Genomic DNA, 21,917 nt, shown 5'->3' on the forward strand with positions numbered 1-21,917 from the left:
GTGACATTTTTTAACGCCAGTGCGCTTTATTCCGTGACCAGTTCCCGGTCGCGACTGCGGATCTGCCAGGCAAAACCGAAGCCGACCGGCAGTATGGCGATGGCCGCCAGTGCCAATGTGGGGGCCGTGCCCGAGAACGCGATGATGGCACCACCGATGCCGGTGCCGAGAGACTGACCGGTAAAGAACGCGGTCGAGAACAGCGATACGGCCGCGCCGCGGCGTTCCGGCGCCATCTGCGTCGCGGTCGTCTGCAGAGTGTTGTGCAGCATATAGAAGCCGAGCCCGAAGAGATAACACCCAACGATGGCGACGACGGGCGTCGGCCAGACACAGATGGCGACCAGGGCGATCGCGATCAGCACGCACCCCAGTTGGCACAGTCCGCTCTCGCCGAGTCTCGGCACCAGACGCCGTGCCAGCAGGGCGAAGCTCAGGCCGCCCACGGCGAATACCGCCAGGATCAGCCCGGCCTCGGTCAGCGGCATGTCGCCGGCGACATGCAGGTGGCTGGCGACGAAGGCAAATCCGCAGAATACTGCCGCCCCCTCGCAGAACACGGCGATGAGTACCACCCGCGCCCGGGCTTCTGCAGCACATGGCGCAGGCTCACGCCGAGCGATTCCCGCTTCCGACCCTGGGGCCGCTCGTGACGGCCGGCGCGATACCACAAGAGTCCACCGGCGGCGGCAAACAGTAGCGTGTAGGCGACGAACGGCCACTGCCACCAGCTCTGCTCCGCGGCCAGGCCGCCGAAGGTCTGGCCGCAGGCCAGCCCGCAGATCTGGCCGATCAAAAAGCGCGCCAGCACCGCCTGTCGCTGCTCGTAGGGAACGTTGTCGCCGATCCATGCCATCGCCAGCGGAATCACCGCGGCGCAGCCGACCCCGGCCAGCATGCGCGCTGCGATCAGGGTCGCCAGGCTGCCGGAAAGTGCGCACAGCAGGCTGGCCACGGCGGCCACCAGGGAAAACAGCGAGATCACCCGCAGCTTGCCGTAGCGGTCGCCGCTGGGACCCAGGACCAGCTGCAGACAGCCATAAACGATGGCGAACGCGGTGATCGCCCATGACGCCGCGGAGAGCGAAGTCGCATAGACCTCGGCGACCCGCGGCAGCATGGGGTCGAGGATTCGCTGCGTGGCGGCGGCGCAGAAAGCGGTCAGCGCCAGCAGGATGATGGTGGGCCAGGGAGTGGTATCGATGCGCTGGGGTGAGGTCGGCACAGGCGGTGTATCCGAGCTGGAGGCGAATGATGAACGATATTAGCACGCTAAATGCATCATCGGGCTTCGGCACTTCTTGAGCGCTCCGAGAACATGGCGCTGCCCGAATGAGTGAAGCATGCAGCATTCATAATTCATGAACAGTGTTTTCTAATTTTCCCCGCATGCTGACGACATCTCGCCATCAAGGGCGAAGAGAGGAGACTGATCATGAAGCGTCGCATATTGACGACCAGCCTGCTGATCGCCGCGCTGGGTGTGACGGGATTGGCACAGGCCGACCCCGGACATGGCCATGGGCACGGTCATGGCAATGGCAACAAGCATGGGAACGCGCATCATCAAGGCGGTCATGACTACCAGGGGCACGACTCTCATCGCAACTGGCACAAAGGCGGACACATCGACTCGCGCTACTATCGCGACGACCGCTATTGGGTCCGCGACTGGCATGCGCGCCATCTGCCCGAACCGCCGCACGGCCATCGCTGGATCAGAATCGATGGCGACTACGTGCTGGCGGCCGTGGCGACCGGTGTGATCGCCGCGGTCATTCTGGGGCACTGATCGCGCTGGGCACTGCCGGCTACCATCAACCGGCAGTGCCCCATCGGCCTCACACCAGAAACGCGAACTTGTCGCGCAACTGTTCCCAATGGTTGCGGGAACTGGCGGCAAGCAGGTGGCCCTGGTGAACGGTCGATTTGTAGGGTGTGCCATCGAGCAATGCCGAATAGCCGCCGGCCTCGGCGTGGATCAGCAGTCCGGCGGCATGATCCCACGGCATCAGCTTGCCGGTGAGCATGAAGTCGACGAAGCCGAACGCCATGGTGCGGTATTCGTGGCAGGCACAGCCGAAGGCCATCATGCGCTGGAAGTCGGGAAAGGTGGCCGCCAACTGGTACTGCTGCGGCTTGGGAAAGAGCCGGATCGAGGTCGAGCCGACCATCTCGTCGAGCCTGTCGGTTTCCGACACCTGCAGTTGACGCTGGGTGCCGTCCGGGCGACCGAACCAGGCGCCTTCGCCGCACCGGGCGACGATCCAGTCATCCGCCAGCGGATCGTAGAGCAGGCCGAAGATCGTCTCGCCGAAGCTGGTCGCCGCCAGGATCACGCCGAACTGATTTAGCCCGCGGGCGAAGTTCCAGGTGCCGTCGACCGGGTCGATGACCAGCGCCAGCTCCGCGCCGGCGATGTCGCCGAGACTGGCGCTGTCCTCCGCCACCGCTTCCTCGCCGATCACCGTCGCCTCCGGCAGCAGATCACGGATCGCCGCCGTCATCATCCGCTCTGCGCCTTGATCGGCGTCGGTGACCAGATCGTCCGGCGCGCTCTTCGAACGGATCGCGTCTTCGGAGAGATTGCGAAAGCGCGGCAGAATCTCGGCCTTGGCGGCCCGACGCACGATCTCGATCAGTTGCTGCTGCAGTTCAAGGTTGATGGCTTGGGTGGGCATGCGGGGCTCCTGGCTCGTTGGGACTTCTCCCTAGGGTAACCGATTCCGTCGCCCAGGTTCGTCGGTCCGCGCTGAGCATCCCACCTTGCACTCAAACCCGCCGAATCGGTCCCGGGTAACGCGCGACCAGTTCATCCGCCGTTAATAATAGAAAACCCTCGGACTCGGCCTGGGCTACCAGAATACGGTCGAACGGATCCTTGTGAATATCTGGCAAGTGGCTGATAGCCAAGGTGTGCCGAGAGGTGATTGGCAGCTCGAGGTAATCGTTCTCGATCAGGCCGCGGCGTAGGAGATGCGGATCTACCTGGAAGTCAGGGCGATCTAGGCCGGCTTTGATGACGATCTCCCAAAGACTCGCCGCGCTGAAATAGACCTTGTTGCCTCGGTCATTGATCAGCGCGATCGACTCATCGGAGAGCCGGCTGGGCTCCGCCGCTGCCCAGAGCAACACATGTGTATCGAGAAGCAAGTTCATTTCAGCCCCCGAACATTCCAGCGATTTCATCCTCGCCCATGCGATCGAAGTCTTCGGGAACCTTGAACTGACCTTCCATGAAGCCAAGCCGTTTCTGCTGACCGGCTTCCGGGCTCTCGATGGCTGTCACTTTGGCGATCGGCTTGCCGGCCTTGGCAATGATGAACCCTTCTCCCTGCGCGGCTTTGGCGAGGAGTTGGGAGAGACGGGTCTTGGCTTCGTGAATGTTGACGGATTCCATGGGATGCTCCGACGATCTAGTTTAATAGACTTAGTCTATTCGAAGTGGCCGATAGTGTCGCTACCGAGGTTTGGCGTCGTCATTCCAGATTCTGAATCTGTTCCCGCATCTGCTCGATCAGCACTTTCAGCTCCACCGCGCAGCGGGTGGTGTCGGCGACGATGGCCTTGGAGGAGAGGGTGTTGGCTTCGCGGTTGAGTTCCTGCATCAGGAAGTCGAGGCGGCGGCCGATGGGGCCTTTTTGCTTGAGCTGGCGCTCTACTTCGGTGACATGGGTTTCCAGCCGGTCGAGTTCCTCGGCGACGTCTGCCTTCTGCGCCATCAGCACCATTTCCGCTTCCAGCCGCTGTGAGTCGAGTTCGGCCTTGGCGGTTTCCAGTCGTTCGAGCAGTTGGCCGCGCTGGCGTTCGAGAATCGTCGGCAGATGTGTGCGCACCATGGCGACTTGCTCGCGAACGCCATCGAGCCGCTCGCGAATCAGTTCCGCCAGGCGGTCGCCTTCGCGGGCGCGGCCGGTCTCCAGATCCTTCAGCGCGGCGTCGAAGAGTTCGATTCCGGCGGCCTTGATGCTTTCCAGGTCCAGTCGCTGCGTTGCCATCACGCCGGGATGGGCGAGCAGTTCCAGCGCGTTGGGCATTGGCGCTTCCGGTAGTTGGCGACGGACCTGTTCCAGCGCTTGCGCGAGCGCATTGAGTTGATCGAGGTTGATCTCCGGGGCGGTGCCCGTCTCGGCAGGTTCGAAGCGCAGGGTACACTCCACCTTGCCGCGCGAGATGCGCTGGCGCAGTGCCTCGCGAAAGTGCGGTTCGAGATCGCGCAGTGGATCGGCAAGCCGAAAGTGCGGCTCCAGGTAGCGTTGATTCACCGAGCGCAGTTCGAGCTGCAGGCTGCCCCACTCGGCATCACAGGTCTGGCGGGAGAAGGCGGTCATGCTGTGAGGCATGGGGAATCCTTGAATCGGCGAGCTGATCGTTCGAGTGTACCGCATCGACAAGGTCGTTGGTCGCCGCCAATCGGGGTCGCTGCGTTGGGCCGTGATTGTGCGTGCAGGATGTGTAGAATGGCCGACCTCCTTGAGGCGCCGTCAGCGTGGTGCTTCTATCATTGATGTTTTGGATCGAGAGGCTTTCATGCGCCCGAGTGGACGACAACCCGACCAGCCCCGCGAGGTCACGCTGACCCGCGGTTTCACCCGCCATGCCGAAGGCTCGGTGCTGGTGAGCTTCGGCGACACCCAGGTGCTGTGCAACGCCAGCGTCGAGGCCGGCGTACCGCGCTGGCTGCGTGGCAAGAACCAGGGCTGGGTGACGGCGGAGTACGGCATGCTGCCGCGCGCGACCCATACCCGCGGTGGCCGCGAGGCGGCACGGGGCAAGCAGGGCGGGCGTACGCTGGAAATTCAGCGCCTGATCGGCCGATCGCTGCGCGCGGCGGTGGATCTGAAGAAGCTCGGCGAGTTCACCATCACGGTCGATTGCGACGTGTTGCAGGCCGATGGCGGCACGCGCACGGCGTCGATCACCGGCGCTTGCGTGGCGCTGGTCGAGGCACTGCAGTTCATGCAGCGCAAGAAGCTGATCAAGACCGATCCGTTCCGACAACTGGTCAGTTCGATTTCGGTGGGCGTGTTCCAGGAGACGCCGGTGCTGGATCTGGACTATCCGGAAGACAGCGCTGCCGACACCGACATGAACGTGGTGATGACCGAGGATGGCAAGTTGATCGAGGTCCAGGGCACGGCCGAAGCCAAGGCATTCTCCCGCGCCGAGCTCAACGGCATGCTCGATCTGGCCGAGAGCGGCTGCCAGATGCTGTTCGAGAAGCAGCGCGAAGCGCTGGGCATGCGCCGCTGACTTTGCCTTTCCCTTCCAGGCATGAAAACGCCCCGCGGTTGCGGGGCGTTTCAGGTAATGACAACAGCGGGTGTGCTTGTCCTGCTTGCCGTTATGTCCAAGGCCGAGCGATCACAGCTCGAGATCGTACTCCACGATCAGCGGAGCGAACTCGCTGAAGGTGGCGTCGGTGTCGATCCAGGCATCCTTGACGTGGCGGCGGAAGTTGGGGCCGACGATCTGATAATCGAGTCGCCAGCCTTCCTGACGCGCACGCGGCACTTCCTGGTCCAGCTTCGGCCACCAGGTGTACTGGTTGGCTTCGCGATTGACCTCGCGGAAGGTGTCGATGAAGCCGGTCGGGCCGAAGACCTGATCCATCCACGCGCGCTCTTCGGGTTTGAAGCCCGGCGTGGTCTGGTTGTCGGTCCAGTTGGCCAGATCGAGCGTCTTGTGCGCGATATGCCAGGTGCCGCAGATGATGTACTCGCGACGCTTGCGCGCCATCTTGTTCAAGTACTCCAGATACTGCGTCATGAACGCCTGCTTGGCGGCCGGGTCCTGCCCGTCCGGCATCAGGAAGGAGGCGATGCTGAAGCGATCGTAATCCGCCTGCAGAAAGCGTCCCTCGTGATCGCACTGCTCGAAGCCCAGGCCATACATGATCGCCTTGGGGATCTTGCGACAATAGAGTCCCACGCCCGAGAATCCGTCCTGCTCGGCATCCAGGAAGTAACCTTCATAGCCTTCCGGATAGAGGACGCTGTCGTCGAGCTCGAAGCTCTTGGCCTTCAGGTTCTGCACGCAAACGACGTCAGCATCCTGTTCGGCCAGCCAGTCGAGAAAGCCCCGTTCGACGGCGTCACGGATTCCGTTGACATTGATGCTGGCGATTTTCATACCGTGTTCCTTCTTTGTCGCGCGTGTATGATACCCGAGCTTGAGAGATTTAGGTAAACGAGAACGCCCCTAAATGGGGGCGTTCCCAGCCCAAGACAACGGCCGGCGCGATTAGGGGGACCGAGTGAGCGTGGAGATCCAGCCTTACCAACAGCAATTCATCGAATTCGCGATCGCCGAGGGGGCGCTGCGATTCGGCGAGTTCACGCTCAAGTCAGGCCGTCTCAGTCCCTACTTCTTCAATGCCGGGCTGTTCCGCTCCGGCCGTGCCTTGGCCCGCTTGGGGCGTTTCTATGCCAGCGCCATTGCCGACAGTGGAATCGAGGCCGATGTACTATTTGGTCCAGCTTACAAGGGTATTTCATTGGCCGCGAGTACGGCCATCGCTTTGGCCGACCACCACGACCATGACATGCCCTTCGCTTTCAACCGCAAGGAAGCCAAGGATCACGGCGAAGGCGGCAACATCGTCGGTGCCGAACTACGCGGTAACGTACTGATCATCGACGACGTGATCACCGCCGGCACCGCCATCCGCGAAGTGATGCAGATCATCCAGGGCGCCGGCGCCAAGGCGGCTGGCGTGGTCATTGCGCTGGATCGCCAGGAGCGAGGCCAGGATGCCAATGGCCTCAAACCGCATAGCGCCATCCAGGAAGTCGAGGCGGCGTATCATATGCCGGTCGTCAGCATCGTCAACCTCGATCAAATGCTCGCTTACCTCGAAAGCCACGCCTCGGACAGCGATTCGTTGGCCAGCCATGCTGAAGCGATTCGGGTCTACCGCGATCGCTACGGCGTTCAGGCTGGCTGAAGAGTCTGCCTTCATCCGCTGCTGCGACGTATCGACGCGCGGCGCGTTACAAACGGTTTAAAAACACCGTTTGATAATTTTCGGAATTATGTCACGCTTGCGTTCGTAGTCCAACGCGTTTCGACGCGATTTCGGGAGACGTGACATGATCAAGCGCAGCAGGTTCAAACTTTGGGGTTCTGCCCTCGCGACAGCGACCTTCGTTTTTGCCAGTCAGCAGGCAATGGCGCTCAGCGTATCGGCCAACGGCGGCGACGATTCCTTCGGCGTTGAAGCCAGCCAGACCATTTTTCCCAGCGTGCGCGCCGGCGTCGGCTATCTGACCACCGACGACAGCGGCCACAACGCCAAGGCCTATTCGGGTTCGCTGATGTTCTCGCCCTGGTTGCCGGGCATCGATCTCGCAGTCGGTGCCCGTTACCAGTATCAGGATACGCATTACGGTGACGGTGGTGGTGTTGGCCTGGGCGGTTCGGCGTTCGTCGATACACCGATTCCGCTGACCTCCATCGGTGCCTACGGCTTCTACACGCCGGATGGTCTGACCCATGGAGATATCGACAAGAGCTACGAATATGGCGCCCAGGCACGGGTGAACATCATCTCTCAGACTTATGTCTATGGCGGCTACCGTTACATGCGCACCGACTTCGACAACGATGACGGTCACACGCTCGACAGCGGGCCGGTACTGGGGGTCAGCGTCGGTTTCTAAGCCGCCCAAAACATTCTGCGCTCGATCAAGCAGTGTTAAAAATTCGCTCAAGCTGCTCATTTACAACCCGTAAACTCCGCGCTTTCGCGAATTTTTGCCTCGCCTGATCTTCGCTCGAAGAGTTTTGGATATTCGTGCCCAATGGAGTGAATGTTCGAAAACCATGAGATGACGCCAGTCTCGGGGCGCTTGAGAGATCAGCTATCGGCGTCCCATTGCGAGGGCTGGCGTCGGGTCCTGTAGCGCGGGCCGGCTTGGGGCTCTGTAGCAAGGGCCGGCGTCGGGGCTCTGTAGCAAGGGCCGGCGTCGGGGCTCTGTAGCAAGGGCCGGCGTCGGGGCCCTGTAGAGAGTGGCGCCGATTGCGTATCATGCGGGAGTTCCCTCACCTGCGAGCCCGGCCGCCATGCTCGATATCGTGCTCTATGAACCCGAAATCCCGCCCAACACCGGCAACATCATCCGGTTGTGCGCCAATACCGGTTTTCGCTTGCATATCATCGAGCCGATGGCCTTCGAGCTCGACGACAAACGCCTGCGGCGCGCGGGGCTGGATTACCACGAGTGGGCGCGCGTCCAGGTCCATGCCAACTGGGCGGCGTTTCTCGAGACCGTCGGCCCGGAGCGGGTATTCGCCGTTTCCACGCGCGGTCGTCACGGCTACAACCATATCCATTACCGAGAAGGCGATGCACTGGTGTTCGGCCCGGAAACCCGCGGCCTGCCGCAGGACATGCTCGACGCGCTGCCCCCGGCGCAACGGTTACGCCTGCCGATGCTGCCCGATAGCCGCAGCCTCAACCTCTCCAACGCCTGCGCGATCATCGTTTACGAGGCTTGGCGCCAGTTGGATTTCGCCGGGGCGGTGGATATCTAGCGCGCCGTTGGGTGACGTCTTTTCTTATAACGTCCGCGTCATGAAAACACTGTAGGGATCTTCGACGTAATCCGCGAACGGCTCGCAGTAATCGAAGCCGAACGCTGCGTAGAGTTGGCGCGCCGGGGCAAAGGCTTCCATTGAACCGGTTTCCAGACTCAACCGCTGAATGCCGAGCGCCCTCGCTTCGTCGATCAGATGGGCGAGTATCGCCCGCGCCACGCCTTTGCGTAGATGTTTCGGGTCGGTACGCATCGATTTGACCTCGGCGTGGGTGTCGTCGAGGCGCTTGAACGCGCCGCAGCCCAGTAGCTGGCCATCTTCCCAGGCGCTATAGAAGTGAATCTCCGGGCGCCGCAGGCCTTCGAGATCCAGCGCGTGGCGGCTCTCCGGGGGTGAGTGCGGCGCGAAGTCCTTGAGGTGGGCTTCCAGCAACGCGGCGATTTCCGGGCCACGCAAGTCGTCTCGGATGATGTCCATGGGGTGTATCATTCCCGTTCGGTTGTTCTTCTCGATGCTGTCTCCACCTTTGCGATTCTGCCTCCATGTCCGATATTCGCCAACGCCTCGCCAAACTCAATCCGCGTCAGCAGGAAGCGGTGCGCTATATCGATGGCCCTTGCCTGGTGCTGGCGGGGGCCGGTTCCGGCAAGACCAGCGTGATCACCACCAAGATCGCTTACCTGGTTCAGGAGTGCGGGATGAGCGCGCGCAGGATCGCCGCCGTCACTTTTACCAACAAGGCGGCCCGCGAGATGAAGGAGCGCGTGGGGCAGATGCTCAAGGGGCGCGAAGGCCATGGCCTGACCGTCTCGACCTTCCACAACCTCGGCCTCAACATCATCCGCCGCGAACTCAAGGCGCTCGGCTTCCGTCCCGGCTTTTCGCTGTTCGATCCCGAGGACGCCAAGGCGCTGCTGCGCGACCTGATGCAGAAGGAGGCCGATACCGACGCCGAGCAGATCGGTGCGGTGCAGAGCCTGATCTCGCAGTGGAAGAACGACCTGGTGCTGCCGGGGCAGGCGATCTCGCACGCGACGGACGAAGACGAGCAGTACGCCGCGCGTATCTACGAGGCCTACAACCGGCATTTGAAGGCCTACAACGCGGTCGATTTCGACGACCTGATCATGCTGCCGGTGGTGCTGCTGAAGACCGATCCGGAGGCGCTGGCGCGCTGGCGCAAGCGCATCCACTACATGCTGGTGGACGAGTACCAGGACACCAACGTCAGCCAGTACCAGCTGGTCAAGCTGTTGATGGAGGAGCGCGCGACCTTCACCGTGGTCGGCGACGACGACCAGTCGATCTACGCCTGGCGCGGCGCGCGGCCGGAGAACCTGGTCACACTCGGCGAGGACTTCCCGCGCCTGAACGTGATCAAGCTGGAGCAGAACTACCGCTCGACCGGTACGATCCTGCGCGCGGCCAACACGCTCATTGCCAACAATCCCCACGTCTACGACAAGACGCTGTGGTCCGACATGGGCCAGGGCGACCCGATCCGCGTGATCGTCAACCGCCACGAGGAAGCCGAGGCCGAACGCGTCGCCGGCGAGATTCTCACCCGGCGAATCAAGGAGCGCGCGGAGTGGCGAGATTTCGCCGTGCTCTATCGCGGCAACTTCCAGGCCCGGCTTTTAGAACTCAAGCTCCAGCACCATCAGATTCCCTACAAGCTCTCCGGCGGTACTTCGTTCTTCTCGCGCAACGAGATCAAGGATGCGATGGCCTATCTGCGGCTGTTGATCAATCCGGACGACGACAACGCCTTCCTGCGCATCGTCAACGTGCCGCGCCGCGAGATCGGCCCCGGCACGCTGGAAAAACTCGCCAACTACTCGAGTGATCGCGGCGGTTCGATGTTCGCTGCCTGCGGCGAGATGGGGCTGGAGCAGGTGCTGCCGACCCGCGCCGTCGAGCGGCTGGGCCGCTTCGCGCATTTTATCGATGGCGTGCGCAAACGCATGGATCAAGGTGATGCCATCAGCGCGATCCGCGAGATGATTCGCGACATGGACTACGAGGCCTGGCTCTACCAGAACGCCAGCGCGCCAACCATCGCCGAGCGTCGCATGGCCAACGTCTGGACGCTGATCGACCAGCTCGAAAAGTCGATGCATCGCGACGACGAGGACGGCGAAGCGAGCGAGGAGACCGATGACGTGCAGTCGGCGATCTCGCGCCTGGTGCTGCGCGACATCCTCGAACAGCAAGCGGAAGAGGACGACTCCGACCGCGTGCAACTGCTGACCATGCACGCCTCCAAGGGCCTCGAGTTTCCCCACGTCTATCTGATGGGGCTCGAGGAGGAACTGCTGCCACACCGCAACGCCATCGAATCTGGCACCATCGAGGAGGAGCGCCGCCTGGCCTACGTCGGCATCACCCGGGCCCGGCGCACGCTGACATTGACCCTGGCGCGTCAGCGCAAGGCCTACGGCGAACTGCTCGACTGCACCCCGAGCCGCTTCCTTGACGAGCTGCCGGCGGATGACCTCGAATGGGAAGGCCGCGCCGACAAAGAGAACCCCGAGAAGAAGCAGGAACGGGGCCAGAGTGCGATTGCTGGGCTCAGGTCGCTGTTGGGGTAGGATAAGGAAATTGAGATGCTTCCACGACTACGGGATCTCGACAGCCATGTCGTCGATATTGCCATTCGCTATCGCAGCGATGTCGCTGATGACGCGGGAACGGCAAAAAATTGCGTGCTCGAACGAGGATACCCGGTCTGCTCGCCAGCATTGGCAAATACGCCGCAGGCCCTGAACCGGCTATTGGTCGAAGGGAGGCTGCTATGAAGTTATCTTGACGGACTATCGCCAAGGCGATGCTGTCTGTGAAAAGACGGCGCGCTGGTTATCGCGCGCCTTGGCTTGATGACGCCGACAACTGCTCTCGAGCAAAATCGATCAGCCTTTGATAATCGCGCTGACGGATGATGGTCTCGACGATCGCGGTATCGAGCTTCAGATAATCATGTACCAGCGCGTTGCGCAGACCGATAACCTTGTTCCATGGCGTCTCGCTAAGGTCGTGGCCCAGGTTGTGCAGCTTGGCGAAGGCCTGCCGGGCATCACTGGGCACCACGGTGCCGAGTGACTTCAAGCGCTGTTTGGCGATCCCGATGCACGCTTCGGTCAGCAACTGAAGATTGCGCTCGGCGGCACGGTAAAGCAGTCCGTTCAGACCTCCAGGGCGGCTTGCAGCCTCATGCAGCTGCCCCAGCTCTTCCTCCAGGATGGCCAGATGTTCCCGCATGGCATCGATGTATTCGCTTTCCATTGGGGATTCGTCGCTCAGGCATAGTGTCGTTGGTGGTACTGGTGATCGATTTCCCACATCGAGGTAATGCGCTGCTCTTCTCGAATCAGCCGCAGCTTGTCGCCAACGAACAAGACCCGGCCAGTACGGATCACTGCGTGAGCGAGCGGCAGTGGGACGAGGTTGATGTCGACGACGGAAAGGCGATCATCGCCGAGCCCCATTTCATCCTGCCAGGCCTGAGCCAGCAATTCCGGGCGCAGACGGCGCTCCAACGCATCCTGTTCAAAGTCGCGGAAAGCGACGGCGAGATCGTAATCGCTTTCGGCGTGGTGGGTGCCTTTTGCGCGTGAACCATAAAGCCAAAGCACGGCGATCTCTTCATCCATGGTCGCCAATTCAACAAGATGCTGCAGAACCTCGGATTCTTCGGGCATCATCAACTTTTCCTTCAATCGTTACCGGTTCAGTCTAGCATCAAGGACATGGCGCGAAACGCGATGCCGAGAAACAGACTCAGGAGAGACGATGAATACGACGGAGCTATGGCAACAGGCCCACGACGAGGCGATGGCGATCTCGCGACAGGAGCCGTCGCTGACGCCGCTGATGCTGGGCGCGGTGCTCAATCGTTCGACCCTGGGTGCCGGTCTGGCCTACCGTCTGGGCCATCGTCTGGCGCACCCTGATCTGTCGGCGCAGCCGTTGATCGAAATGTTCGATTGCCTGCTCGATGCCGATCCGTCAATCAGTGAAGGCATCGCCCAGGATCTCACCGCCGTGATCGAGCGCGATCCGGCGATTCGCCAGGTCACCGAAGTGGTGCTTTACCTCAAGGGTCTCCATGCGCTGGCCGTGCACCGCTTTGCTCACGCACTATGGCAGGCGGGTCGTCGGCAGATGGCGCGCTATCTGCAGAGTCGCAGCTCGGAAGTCTTCCAGACCGACATCCATCCCGCCGCGCGGATCGGCAACGGCGTATTCATCGATCATGCCACCGGGGTGGTGATCGGCGAGACCACGGTGATCGAGGACGATGTCTCGTTGCTCCAGGGCGTGACCCTCGGCGGGACCGGTAAGGAAGCTGGCGATCGTCACCCCAAGGTGCGCCGAGGTGTGTTGATCGGTGCCGGTGCCAAGGTGCTGGGCAATATCGAGATCGGCGAGGGCGCGCGTATCGGCGCCGGATCGGTGGTCCTCAAGGCGGTGCCGGCGCATACCACCGCTGTCGGCGTACCGGCGCGTATCGTCGGCGATGCCGGTTGTACCGCTCCCTCGCGGGAGATGCAGCACTGCCTGGACAAACCGCATGAGCCAGGTGGCGACGAAAAGGCAGCGGCCAGTGGCCAGCTCTGCTGCGGGCGGTAGCACAGACCAACGCCGCCACGGCATTCATGACGGCCGTGCGGCTAGCGGCTAAGCCAGCTCATGGCGAGCCACGCGAGTCTCGAAGAATGCCGTCAAGTCGACGCTATCCAGCGCATCCAGCCAGGCAACGGCAAAACTTCCCGGCCCCTTGGCTTCCTGCTCGGCCCGTTCCGCTGCGGCAGCCGCATGGGCATGCGCCGCAATCATCGCGTCCAGTGTCGAGTCGGCGACGGCCAGATAGGCGGCGATCAGCGCACCGAGGGCGCAGCCGGTACCGGTGACTCGCGGCTGCCAGGCGCTGCCGCCCTCGATACTGACCAGGACCGGGTCGGCATTGTCATGAATTCCGACGAGCCGATCTATCTTGCCGGAAATCGCCACGCCCGAGGTGCGGTCGAGCAAGTGGGGCGCGGCCGTTGCCGCATCGCCCGCATCGTGCCGGGTATCCACACCGCGGCCCCGAGCGTCGCTGTCGACCAGCGACAGGATCTCCGAGGCATTGCCGCGAACCACCGCCGGGCGATGGGCCATCAGTTCGATACTGATTTCACGGCGCAGGGGCAGGGCCGCGGCGCCGACCGGATCGAGCACCCACGGCCGCCTAGCCTTGCTGGCTGCAAGACTGGCGCGGCGCATCGCTTCCAGGCTGGCGGCATTGGGTGTGCCCAGGTTGATCAGCACGCCATCCGCCGCTGCCGCCAGCTCGCCGGCTTCCTTGGGATGATCCGTCATCGCGGGCGAGGCACCCGCGGCCAACAGCACGTTGGCGACGAAATTCATCGTCACCTGATTGGTGAGGCAGTGAACGAGCGGCGTGCGCTCACGCAAGCGTGCACGCGTTGCGAGCAGGCGCTGTTGCCAGTCGGGGGAAAGGGTTAGCGGATCGCGCATACGGATTGTGCCTCTGGACGTTCGGCCGGCGTTAGCTTGCGTTTTCGGTTTGAGTATAATGCTCGCTGGCGGGCCCGAAAGCAGGCGTGGGCGCGCTGGACAGCTAACAGCCGAGCGGTTAGGATGGCCGCGCCGCAAACGGCGACAATCTGATTACGCGCCCTTAGCTCAGCTGGATAGAGCGTTGCCCTCCGGAGGCAAAGGTCATAGGTTCGAATCCTATAGGGCGCGCCATTTAAAATCAGTCACTTAGCTATATTCTGTCACAACACCTTCAGACTGATTTTCACGCCTGTAACCACACTGATAATCACTCCCGGCAATTCCAAAGCCCTTTTGACCGGTTTTCCGCCGTGCGTGGTTGTCCGCCATGCGTCGCCTGATGCAATCCTCGGTGCAACGACACTCGATGCTAAGGGAATAGCATCGCTGGACTACGTGGCACCCTGAGCGCACCCCGCATTAGTTGCGTAGGGTGTGCAGAAACCAGGGGGTCATTACACCCGAAGGCGTCTCGAGCACGCCGGCAAGTTCGAACAGCCGCGTAAGGTGCACTCGTTCTGCCGCGATATCTATCGCTTCGCCGTTATCACCGGTCGGGCCTACACCCACGCCGAGCACATGGCAGCCGAGCAGCGCCCAGCGATGATGCAATTTTGGTCGGACAAGCTCTATCCGACACCGTCATCCGGCTAGGTCAGAATCTCCATGCCGGAATAGGGCTTTTGCCTACAGGCTTCCAGCCTGCTGTTCAGGTCACCTACGTGGAGCTCGAGCTTGTGGCCATTGGGGTCGAGAAAATAGAACGATTCCCCCTCGCTTCGGTTCTGCCGCCACTCTTCTACGCCCTGGGCTCTAAGATGCTCTACGGCGGGAGCGAAGCCATCACCCGTAACCGTGAAGGCATAGTGGGTGTATTCGGGATGCGGTTCGGTGCCGCGGTGCTCGTCCAGGGTGAGACAAAGTCACAAACCGTCAAGCGATAGGTACGCTCCCTTATCCCATTGGGCATTTAGAGTTAGACCTAGTGTGTCCTGATAAAATGCAATGCTTCTGCCCAAGTCGGAGACCGCGAGGGTGAGGTGGTTCAAGCCTTTAAGCATTTCTAACTCCTAGCCCTGAAAGAATTTTCTGAAGCTCAAGTGGCCAAGAACATCACAATCCCAAGGGAGAATAAATGCGAGGAATGGACATTCATTGCGAACACTGCGGGTCACTGATGCGCACGCGTTCGAGCAAGCAACCGCACCCGGATTATCGGAAGCTCTACCTTGAATGCTTGAACCCTGACTGTGGCGCTAGAGTGCGTGCCGATTTTATCGTCACCGAGACGCTCAGCCCTAGGGACATACTGAATAAATCGACGAGCAGGATGAACCGGGACGGCGCACCGTCGCAAGGCGCACGGAGCGCAGACTCGAAGCGAAGCGGAGAGAACGTCCGAAGGACGGCCCCGACGGGGCGAGTTGCCAAAGGCAACGAGTCATGCGAGACATAACATGGGGTTAGGCGAGTCTCGACCGGGCTGGCGCACCAGCACCGCGCAACGCAGCGATTCGCCTGCACAGGCATTTATGCAGTGTTTCCTAGCGGTAACCCAAATCCCGACTACCAGGAAAGGTTGGCTGCTACCGCCCCTTGGCGGCGCATAGATCAGCACTGACGGCCCAGTTAATCGCCCCTTCGTAAGCCGCAGCCCTCTCTCGAATACAACCAGCGCCGCCACGTGCCGGCCTATATCGCCAGCCACCATGGCTTGGGCCGCATCCTGGCCACCACCACCCGACCGGGCTGGCACGACGCCAGCGGCGCGTTCGTGCTGCCCCACCGCATCATCGGTAAAGCCGACGTGTGGTTTCAGGACAGTGGCAAGGGCGCGCATCTGTTCACCGAGCGCGGCTCGTTGAAAAGCTGGCAGGGCGAACTCGCCCACTACTGCCGGGGCGACCCGGTGCTGATCCTGTCGGTCTGCTGTGTGCTGGCCGGGCCGGTCTTGTCCCGTGTCGGCGTCAACGCCGGCACCTGCACCTATTGGGCGTTCGACACTTTCGAGGGGGAAAACAGGAACATCTGTGTCAGTTCTCACATGAACCTGAAAAATAGTGGAAATACCGGGAACACCGCGCTGTAACCCGCATGGTTGAGCGCCTCCCTTGTTCCCAGTATGAAGTGTGTAAACGGGAACAAGTGAGTACAACAAGGAGAGGTGGCTACGAGGCAACGACACCCGGCACTATGGGCGCAAAACATCTCGCGCCGTTGCGATGCCGGGCCAACCGGAGGAGAGTCAATCCGTGACGTCATGACGCGAGTGCGAGATGGCCTACTCGAACTGGAGTTGCGGTACGCTTCGAAAACAATCGCAATCGTTGCGCACGGATTCGTGGCGGAGGTGGTCAGAGCGTTGTCCAGCGGTAGCTTCGGTAGCTTCTCGGACATCTTCGAGTGGCGTCTCCCCAGCGGCAGCGTTCTCTCCTTGGAAAACTTCGCAATCCCGATTCAAGACGCTGACACCTTGAGAGCCTCTCTCCACATCACCATTGCCTCGACCGAGACCTGCCAAGCTGTCTGGCCACCCATCCCTCCTGCCAACCCCGGCTGCCCCTCGGCGCGCTAGATGGGTCGGTTTTGTTGCAGCGTTGCAAATGGCTCCAAGCCGCGCCGTCACTGGGGCGGCGGAGCGATTTCGGGTGTAGCCGCCCGCATCACTTGCGAACCGCCGGTGCGCTAAATGGATCGAAAATGATGCACGTGCAGTCGCTATGGGTGACTGGCTTTCCATTTCCGCGGCGATTGCCCGGATTGCGCCTTGAACGCACGAGAGAGCGCGGCTTCACTGCCGTAGCCAACTTCGGTTGCGACCGCTTTTAGAGGACGTCCGTACCGCAAGGCCTTCTGTGCCAGCTGCACGCGCCAACCCTGGAGATACTGCCCGGGTGTAATACCGACCGTTCTGCGGAACGTCGTGGCGAACACGCTGCGCGACATGCCGGCAACATTTGCCAGTGCGTCCAGTGTCCATTCCTGCGCTGGCGTCTCGTGCATAGCCACCAGCGCATTGCGCAGACGCGGATGCGACAACCCGGACAACAGCCCCCCCTTAACTTCGCCGCTTTCCATCAAATGGCGCAACACCTGGATCATCATTACCTCGAACAAGCGCTCGACCAGCGCGACACGTCCGCACCGCTGCCCGAACGCCTCCTCGAACAACAACGACAACACCGGCTCGGCACCGACAATATTTTCCAGTGGCAGGCAAACGACGTCCGGCAGTGCCGATGAAATCGGATTACCTGCGTCGCCCTCGAACGATAGGTTCGCGCAGACCATGTCTGCACCGCGCTCGGGATCGGTGATGAAACGCCGTGTCAGTGGCCGTGGAAACAGCAGCAGGCTCGGTCGTTCGATATGTATTAACTTCCTGTCGTACTGCACCTCAACCGCACCTCGGCGCACCAAGTGCAATTGGCCGTTCGTGCCATCACTTTCCAGTGTGTTGAAACCGCACAGCGCACCAACGTTGAACACCTGCGCGTTCACTGGGAAGTGCGCCATCAGTGCCGTGAGTCGGTCGGCCATAATCGAACTCCAGATCAAGTTTTTAGGATTTTCTATCACCAATAGTATCGGGCATGCACGCAAACTACATCTTACCGGGCAGTACCCACCCGGCCACCAACTCAGGAGGAACTATCGCCATGAACACCACCACTACCAGCGCCACCGTAGACGGCAACTACATCGTCACCGCCGATGGCGTGCGTCTGTACTATAAAGATTGGGGTCCGAAAGACGGCCCGGTCGTCACCTTCAGCCATGGCTGGCCGCTTAACGCGGACAGCTGGGAGTCACAGATGTTCTTCCTGGCCGACAAGGGCTACAGGGTGATAGCTCATGATCGTCGCGGTCATGGCCGCTCCAGCCAGCCCTGGGACGGCAACGACATGGATCATTATGCCGATGATCTGGCCGCTGTGATCGATGCCCTCGACCTCGAGGAGATCACTGCGGTCGGCTTTTCCACGGGGGGTGGCGAAGTGGCACGCTATATCGGCCGCCACGGTACCGGACGGATCAAGAAGGCCGTGCTGGTCAGCGCCGTGCCGCCGATGATGCTGCAGACTGCCGACAATCCGGACGGCCTGCCGCTCGAAGTCTTCGATGGCATCCGCAAGGCATCGCTGGAGAACCGTTCGCAGTTGTACCTCGACCTGGCGTCCGGCCCGTTCTACGGTTTCAACCGTCCGGGTGCCAAATTCTCTCAAGGGCTGATCGACAGTTGGTGGGCACAGGGCATGCAGGCCGGCCACAAGAACACCTACGACTCCATCGCGGCGTTCTCGGCCACCGATTTCCGTGAGGACCTGAAGAAATTCGACGTGCCCACGCTGGTGATCCACGGCGATGACGACCAGATCGTGCCATTCGAAATTTCCGGTAAGGCTTCCGCCGCACAGATCAAAGGGGCGGAGTTGATCGTCTACCCTGGCGCCCCGCATGGCCTGACCGACACACACAAGGATCGATTCAACCAGGATTTACTGGGCTTCCTTGAAAACTGAATGGACCACTTCGATGCGCCGACCGAGGGTTCCCCCTCGGTCGGCCTTTGTCGTTTTCTTGCGTCATGGTGCCCAGATAGCGACGCCGGCGGAGACGTTGATCGCCTCGCCGGTAATCAACCAGCAATCCGTATACCCTGAATGCTCAAGCGAGCCGACCGTGGAGTTCCAGCAGCGGGCTTTCTCTCGTGACATCTTAAACGCATGGGAGCTATGGCCGCGCAACTAGCCGTTGCGTCGACGGATAAGCAGCTCACGAATCCGGTCAGCCATCCATGCCCTGGCGAGATGGGCCGCGGAGAAGCGGCGATCGACGATGACGACGGTATGGCCGCGGCTCGGTACGTAGAACGAAGGGCAGTATGCCCTGGCCTCTAGCGTGTCTTCCCAAGGATAAGCGCGATATCTCGTCTCGATGTCAGGTATGCCACCCGAACAGAGATGATTGTCATAGGCGATCGCAATCTGATGACTGGTGTAATAATGAACACCAGGCAAGAAATCTGGCAGGTGTTCTCGATTCTTGTCGTTGACGCGCAGGCATCCGTGAGTGGTGTCGGAACGATCCATGACGCCCTCGGTTAGAGTTGAACGAGGTGTGGTGCAAATGGTACATTTTAATGTACTGTAAGTACAATATATGTCTGTGGAAAATCGGCCACTGACTTTACGCAGTCGATGGCGTCACGTTCAGGCTAGGCCTTTTTCTTGGCGATATGCGTGGCTATCTGTACCAGAAGGAGAAGATCGGCTTCATCCAGTTCACCGGATAGCGCAGCTTGCTCGATATGCTGCAGCGCATTGACGGATTTTTTTGACGTCAGATAGGAGCGGGAGGGTAACCGTTCCGAAATGTTGGCGGCTGTACTGGTACCGCTGCTGTAGGAGGTGTCTTCATCGATATGCAACATGGCGCCGCGACCATAGTCGAGCCATTCTTCGCGAACGCCAAGCCAGCGGGCCAGCGCGACTCTTCTATCGTGGCTTGGACGAGCCTCGCCATTCAACCACTTGCTGACGGCCTTCGGCGTTACATGCATCGTCTTGGCGAGACGTGCACCCATGCCGTATCCGTCTTTGCCCGCGTAGCGCAGCGCCTGTAAGAGTCGGGAGCTGAACTCATCCCGTTTGCCGGTTTGAACCATGGGTTCAATATGGCATCGCTTGCATGTACTTTCAGTACCTGTTAGTTATGTACTTTAAGTACATTTATAGTGAGGATTGAGCGGTGAATATGGTTCACTTTGTAATGGAGGAGTTCGGTGACGTGTCGAGACCCGCTCGAATTGATCGGGCGTCTCCGCCAGTGGCCTGCGAAGGGTCACGGCATGATCGGCTTCCGAGCCGAAGCTACTGTCAAGTTCCAAGTGAACGCTAGATAAATCGACGAGCAGGATGGAGCGTAGATTCGAAGTGAAGCGAAGAGAACGCCCCGCAGGGCGGTCCGCCAGGGTGAGGCAGGAGGCGTCGAATCACAGGAGAGATAACACGGAATTGAGCGAGTCGTTAAAACAGAGCCATTCGCAATGGCATGGCCGCAAGTGCGTTTGGACAGTGATCACCTCGGGCAGAGAAAGAATTAATGGTCAAGAATAAACAGCACGCTCAAGCATGCCTGGTATGCGAGGTAAAGTCTGTCATTGAGAAGCAATAGGCATCACCCCCGATGGATTTCTCACGGACAGTTCCAACCAAAGCTGTACATGTTTCTCCCATCAGCCATAGATAAAATGTGGCTTCTTTCGCTCCTGCCTGTTGGGCTATATTTGACATTGGTAGGCACCATAGTATGCCCATATCCTATCGCTGGAATAGCGGTGATTTGCCGTTTTCATGCCTTTAAATCATGCCAAAAATCGACGATAGATTCCGTCTATGGATTTCGTATTTGTCGAGTTGGATAACGCAGGCAGAAGAACAAGTATAAAAAAGCCCGGCGAGTAACCGGGCAAAAATCAGACCATGAAATGATAATTTATCAGAGCTCTCCGCATACATCAATTGGTGATGGCATTTAATGGTAAATTATCGATTGTTTACTTTTTTCGATATAAGCTTTTCTAAATTTAGAAATTCATTTTTCAGTATTAGGCGATGCGAAGTTCGTTGTGTTAAAATAAAAAAATACCTATTTTCAATAGGTTGCTTAATGTCAAAGCACAATATGAGCCTGTAATATTAGTTTCATGTATGCGTGATAGGTCTTTCCATTCAACTCGTCACATCATCCCCGAGTCCAATCTTTAAGATGTCAAATGAAGTCGCGATCAGCCCGGCAGAAGCGTCAAATCCAATTGTGATTAGCCGCTCTGAATGATCAAGGTCTAGGGCGTCTTTCTTGCTAATATTCAATAGAATAGGTCCTTACATTTCGATATCGGCAGTCATTTCCACAAATGCTTCGGCGGGTAAGTTTTCCACGCTTCACCAATACTCGCCACTCAAGTTTTGTCATATGTCGTTGATAAATGTGAAGTTACCTAGGTGAAGCATAGGTAATCTGAACCAGTCGACGAGCAGGATGTAACTCAGACTACGAAGCGAAGCGGAGAGAACGCCCGTAGAGCGGTCCTTCAGGGTGAGGCACCTGAGGTGTCGATCACGGGAGGCATAACATGGGAATTGGACGAGTCTTGATCGGACCGGCGCCCCGGCATTCAGCGCTTTTTGAATCAACGAGCGCCAGTGAGCCTACGTCTGGCTCTTACAGCCACTACAGCGGACAGCGTAAGCGGGATCAGGCACGCAAGTATTGAACGATCGTGCAGCGCTCGGCTTTCTACCTCAATCTATTGGCCCAATTCCTCAATCCCCGACAACAACACCCTCAACTCCTGTTCGTTGCCAATGAGATCGGCCAGCACGTAGCCGTCGAGTACCGCGAGAAACGCTTGCTGCGCTTTCCACAGCACGTTCTTAAGACGACAGCCGGGTTCGATGGGGCAGCTGGAGTTGGGGCCGAAACATTCGAGCAGCTCGAGGTTCTCCGTCTGGCGCACCAGGGCGCCAATGTTGATTTCCTCGGCGGGTCGTTGCAGCCGCAAGCCGCCACCACGCCCGCGCAGGCTGGCGACATACCCCAACTGCACCAGCGTCTGGGCCACCTTGGCCAGGTGATTGCTGGAAATTCCGTAATGCGTCGCTGCCGCCTGTACCGTCGCGGGCATGTCATCGCTTCTCACCGCGAGATAGATCAGCAGCCTCAGCGCGTAGTCGGTGTGGGTGGTGAGTTTCATGCGACTTGACAAGTTAAATTTGGTAAATAATACTCCTATTTAAACAGGTATACAAAAT

General features: G+C 60.0%; 26 protein-coding genes, 1 tRNA gene and 2 pseudogenes. 14 read left to right on the forward strand and 15 right to left on the reverse strand.

The window, feature by feature from the left end; genetic code table 11:
* Positions 1-26: 26 nt before the first annotated feature.
* Positions 27-1,120: pseudogene (locus DOM57_RS22715) on the reverse strand (MFS transporter).
* 315 nt (positions 1,121-1,435) lie between these two features.
* Between DOM57_RS22715 and DOM57_RS13065 the strand changes: the two are divergent.
* The gene (locus DOM57_RS13065) at positions 1,436-1,792 is read left to right on the forward strand and encodes an RcnB family protein (RefSeq protein WP_110649645.1); all 357 of its coding nucleotides are present in this window, start codon (positions 1,436-1,438) and stop codon (positions 1,790-1,792) included.
* 49 nt (positions 1,793-1,841) lie between these two features.
* Here DOM57_RS13065 and DOM57_RS13070 read toward each other — a convergent pair whose 3' ends face one another.
* The 4 genes from DOM57_RS13070 to DOM57_RS13085 form a co-directional block, all read right to left on the reverse strand.
* Positions 1,842-2,681, reverse strand: a complete 840-nt coding sequence (locus tag DOM57_RS13070) for an inositol monophosphatase family protein (RefSeq protein ID WP_110649646.1) — start codon at positions 2,679-2,681, stop codon at positions 1,842-1,844.
* Positions 2,682-2,772: 91 nt separating this feature from the next.
* Positions 2,773-3,189: a type II toxin-antitoxin system VapC family toxin gene (locus DOM57_RS13075; RefSeq protein WP_239496219.1), complete on the reverse strand. Its 417-nt coding sequence runs from the start codon at positions 3,187-3,189 to the stop codon at positions 2,773-2,775.
* The gene (locus DOM57_RS13080; RefSeq protein ID WP_110649648.1) at positions 3,161-3,400 is read right to left on the reverse strand and encodes a type II toxin-antitoxin system Phd/YefM family antitoxin; all 240 of its coding nucleotides are present in this window, start codon (positions 3,398-3,400) and stop codon (positions 3,161-3,163) included. The genes DOM57_RS13075 and DOM57_RS13080 overlap by 29 nt, the downstream gene beginning before the upstream one ends.
* Before the next feature lie 79 nt (positions 3,401-3,479).
* On the reverse strand, positions 3,480-4,343 hold the full coding sequence (locus tag DOM57_RS13085) for a YicC/YloC family endoribonuclease (RefSeq protein ID WP_110649649.1): 864 nt from the start codon (positions 4,341-4,343) through the stop codon (positions 3,480-3,482).
* A 187-nt stretch (positions 4,344-4,530) separates the two neighbouring features.
* Here DOM57_RS13085 and rph point away from each other — a divergent pair, with 187 nt between their 5' ends.
* Positions 4,531-5,253 (forward strand): ribonuclease PH, encoded by a 723-nt coding sequence (gene rph / locus DOM57_RS13090; protein WP_110649650.1) that lies wholly within the window; start codon positions 4,531-4,533, stop codon positions 5,251-5,253.
* 111 nt (positions 5,254-5,364) lie between these two features.
* Here rph and DOM57_RS13095 read toward each other — a convergent pair whose 3' ends face one another.
* Entirely contained in the window at positions 5,365-6,132 is a 768-nt protein-coding gene (locus DOM57_RS13095; protein ID WP_110649651.1) for an exodeoxyribonuclease III, read from the reverse strand.
* Between the two features lie 124 nt (positions 6,133-6,256).
* Between DOM57_RS13095 and pyrE the strand changes: the two genes are divergently transcribed.
* From pyrE to trmL, 3 genes are all read left to right on the forward strand, one after another.
* A complete protein-coding gene (gene pyrE / locus DOM57_RS13100; protein WP_110649652.1) occupies positions 6,257-6,946 on the forward strand; it encodes an orotate phosphoribosyltransferase in 690 nt (229 codons plus the stop codon).
* A gap of 145 nt (positions 6,947-7,091) precedes the next feature.
* Positions 7,092-7,661 (forward strand): YfaZ family outer membrane protein, encoded by a 570-nt coding sequence (locus DOM57_RS13105; RefSeq protein WP_110649653.1) that lies wholly within the window; start codon positions 7,092-7,094, stop codon positions 7,659-7,661.
* Between the two features lie 403 nt (positions 7,662-8,064).
* Positions 8,065-8,535, forward strand: coding sequence for a tRNA (uridine(34)/cytosine(34)/5-carboxymethylaminomethyluridine(34)-2'-O)-methyltransferase TrmL (gene trmL / locus DOM57_RS13110; protein WP_110649654.1), 471 nt, complete (start codon positions 8,065-8,067; stop codon positions 8,533-8,535).
* 24 nt (positions 8,536-8,559) lie between these two features.
* On the opposite strand, the gene DOM57_RS13115 is transcribed toward trmL, so the two are convergent.
* Positions 8,560-9,015 (reverse strand): GNAT family N-acetyltransferase, encoded by a 456-nt coding sequence (locus DOM57_RS13115; RefSeq protein ID WP_110649655.1) that lies wholly within the window; start codon positions 9,013-9,015, stop codon positions 8,560-8,562.
* Positions 9,016-9,080: 65 nt separating this feature from the next.
* On the opposite strand from DOM57_RS13115, the gene rep reads away from it, so the two are divergent.
* Both rep and DOM57_RS21810 read left to right on the forward strand, forming a co-directional pair.
* Complete coding sequence (rep, locus tag DOM57_RS13120; RefSeq protein WP_110649656.1) at positions 9,081-11,129, forward strand: DNA helicase Rep; 2,049 nt, start codon at positions 9,081-9,083, stop codon at positions 11,127-11,129.
* A 15-nt stretch (positions 11,130-11,144) separates the two neighbouring features.
* Positions 11,145-11,336, forward strand: coding sequence for a hypothetical protein (locus DOM57_RS21810; RefSeq protein WP_162619530.1), 192 nt, complete (start codon positions 11,145-11,147; stop codon positions 11,334-11,336).
* 58 nt (positions 11,337-11,394) lie between these two features.
* Here the strand turns inward: DOM57_RS21810 and hepT are convergent, their stop codons facing one another.
* The gene (hepT, locus tag DOM57_RS13125; protein ID WP_110649657.1) at positions 11,395-11,820 is read right to left on the reverse strand and encodes a type VII toxin-antitoxin system HepT family RNase toxin; all 426 of its coding nucleotides are present in this window, start codon (positions 11,818-11,820) and stop codon (positions 11,395-11,397) included.
* A gap of 14 nt (positions 11,821-11,834) precedes the next feature.
* A complete protein-coding gene (gene mntA / locus DOM57_RS13130; protein ID WP_204352966.1) occupies positions 11,835-12,239 on the reverse strand; it encodes a type VII toxin-antitoxin system MntA family adenylyltransferase antitoxin in 405 nt (134 codons plus the stop codon).
* A gap of 88 nt (positions 12,240-12,327) precedes the next feature.
* Here mntA and cysE point away from each other — a divergent pair, with 88 nt between their 5' ends.
* Complete coding sequence (gene cysE / locus DOM57_RS13135; RefSeq protein WP_110649658.1) at positions 12,328-13,167, forward strand: serine O-acetyltransferase; 840 nt, start codon at positions 12,328-12,330, stop codon at positions 13,165-13,167.
* Between the two features lie 48 nt (positions 13,168-13,215).
* Here the strand turns inward: cysE and thiM are convergent, their stop codons facing one another.
* On the reverse strand, positions 13,216-14,058 hold the full coding sequence (gene thiM / locus DOM57_RS13140) for a hydroxyethylthiazole kinase (protein ID WP_110649659.1): 843 nt from the start codon (positions 14,056-14,058) through the stop codon (positions 13,216-13,218).
* Positions 14,059-14,215: 157 nt separating this feature from the next.
* On the opposite strand from thiM, the gene DOM57_RS13145 reads away from it, so the two are divergent.
* Together DOM57_RS13145 and DOM57_RS21815 are read left to right on the forward strand one after the other, a co-directional pair.
* Positions 14,216-14,292: transfer RNA gene (locus DOM57_RS13145), tRNA-Arg, on the forward strand.
* 243 nt (positions 14,293-14,535) lie between these two features.
* Complete coding sequence (locus DOM57_RS21815; RefSeq protein ID WP_162619531.1) at positions 14,536-14,754, forward strand: hypothetical protein; 219 nt, start codon at positions 14,536-14,538, stop codon at positions 14,752-14,754.
* Here the strand turns inward: DOM57_RS21815 and fos are convergent.
* Positions 14,751-15,161 (reverse strand): annotated as a pseudogene (gene fos / locus DOM57_RS13150) (fosfomycin resistance glutathione transferase). The gene DOM57_RS21815 and the pseudogene fos overlap by 4 nt on opposite strands.
* Positions 15,162-15,244: 83 nt before the next feature.
* Between fos and DOM57_RS22720 the strand changes: the two are divergent.
* The 3 genes from DOM57_RS22720 to DOM57_RS22725 all read left to right on the forward strand — a co-directional run bounded on the left by DOM57_RS22720 (position 15,245) and on the right by DOM57_RS22725 (position 16,675).
* Entirely contained in the window at positions 15,245-15,556 is a 312-nt protein-coding gene (locus DOM57_RS22720) for an ogr/Delta-like zinc finger family protein (RefSeq protein ID WP_420820230.1), read from the forward strand.
* Positions 15,557-15,784: 228 nt separating this feature from the next.
* Positions 15,785-16,189 (forward strand): DUF927 domain-containing protein, encoded by a 405-nt coding sequence (locus tag DOM57_RS13160; protein ID WP_110649661.1) that lies wholly within the window; start codon positions 15,785-15,787, stop codon positions 16,187-16,189.
* Between the two features lie 75 nt (positions 16,190-16,264).
* The gene (locus DOM57_RS22725; RefSeq protein WP_110649662.1) at positions 16,265-16,675 is read left to right on the forward strand and encodes a histidine phosphatase family protein; all 411 of its coding nucleotides are present in this window, start codon (positions 16,265-16,267) and stop codon (positions 16,673-16,675) included.
* Between the two features lie 143 nt (positions 16,676-16,818).
* Here the strand turns inward: DOM57_RS22725 and DOM57_RS13170 are convergent, their stop codons facing one another.
* Complete coding sequence (locus DOM57_RS13170) at positions 16,819-17,640, reverse strand: AraC family transcriptional regulator (RefSeq protein ID WP_110649663.1); 822 nt, start codon at positions 17,638-17,640, stop codon at positions 16,819-16,821.
* A 119-nt stretch (positions 17,641-17,759) separates the two neighbouring features.
* Between DOM57_RS13170 and DOM57_RS13175 the strand changes: the two genes are divergently transcribed.
* Complete coding sequence (locus DOM57_RS13175; protein ID WP_204352967.1) at positions 17,760-18,623, forward strand: alpha/beta fold hydrolase; 864 nt, start codon at positions 17,760-17,762, stop codon at positions 18,621-18,623.
* A 225-nt stretch (positions 18,624-18,848) separates the two neighbouring features.
* Here DOM57_RS13175 and DOM57_RS13180 read toward each other — a convergent pair whose 3' ends face one another.
* The 3 genes from DOM57_RS13180 to DOM57_RS13190 all read right to left on the reverse strand — a co-directional run bounded on the left by DOM57_RS13180 (position 18,849) and on the right by DOM57_RS13190 (position 21,859).
* Complete coding sequence (locus DOM57_RS13180; RefSeq protein WP_110649664.1) at positions 18,849-19,193, reverse strand: hypothetical protein; 345 nt, start codon at positions 19,191-19,193, stop codon at positions 18,849-18,851.
* Positions 19,194-19,318: 125 nt separating this feature from the next.
* Positions 19,319-19,687, reverse strand: a complete 369-nt coding sequence (locus DOM57_RS13185) for a helix-turn-helix domain-containing protein (RefSeq protein WP_162619532.1) — start codon at positions 19,685-19,687, stop codon at positions 19,319-19,321.
* Positions 19,688-21,412: 1,725 nt separating this feature from the next.
* Entirely contained in the window at positions 21,413-21,859 is a 447-nt protein-coding gene (locus tag DOM57_RS13190; RefSeq protein WP_110649666.1) for an Rrf2 family transcriptional regulator, read from the reverse strand.
* Positions 21,860-21,917 lie beyond the last annotated feature (58 nt).

The sequence above is a fragment of the Salinicola peritrichatus genome (assembly GCF_003206715.1).
Lineage (GTDB): Bacteria > Pseudomonadota > Gammaproteobacteria > Pseudomonadales > Halomonadaceae > Salinicola > Salinicola peritrichatus.